This is a genomic window from Brevibacterium sp. SIMBA_078 (assembly GCF_046534565.1).
Taxonomy (GTDB): domain Bacteria; phylum Actinomycetota; class Actinomycetes; order Actinomycetales; family Brevibacteriaceae; genus Brevibacterium.
In genome coordinates this window covers 1-298 of the sequence record NZ_JAWRYQ010000130.1, presented here as the reverse complement: position 1 = coordinate 298, position 298 = coordinate 1, and the positions used below count along the sequence as shown (strand labels likewise).

General features: G+C 45.0%; 1 protein-coding gene. It reads left to right on the top strand.

Features of this window, described 5'->3' with window-relative positions:
• The coding region (locus SB749_RS19155) for an NAD(P)H-hydrate dehydratase (RefSeq protein ID WP_410711698.1) at window positions 1–198 on the top strand (198 nt) is incomplete at its 5' end.
• Between the last annotated feature and the right edge of the window lie 100 nt (window positions 199–298).

The window sequence follows — 298 nt, the reverse complement described above, 5'->3', positions numbered from 1 at the left end:
GTAGGAGGAAGTGGTGATGTGCTTAGTGGTATAATTGGGGCGTTAATGGCTCAAGGATTAAATACCAGTGAGGCAGCATGTTATGGCGTTGTGTTACATGCAAAGGCGGGTGATAGAGCCTGTGAACAATCAGGGCAAAGAGGAATGTTAGCCAGTGACTTATTTGCGCATGTAAGAGCACTGATCAATCATAAATAGTAAAAGCAGCAGTGACTGGCTGTGCTAGCTAATGTCTTCGCTGCTTGTTTTGGCTACTATCTGTGAAGCTCGCCAGCTCTTTCAGGCTGATAAGTAACTT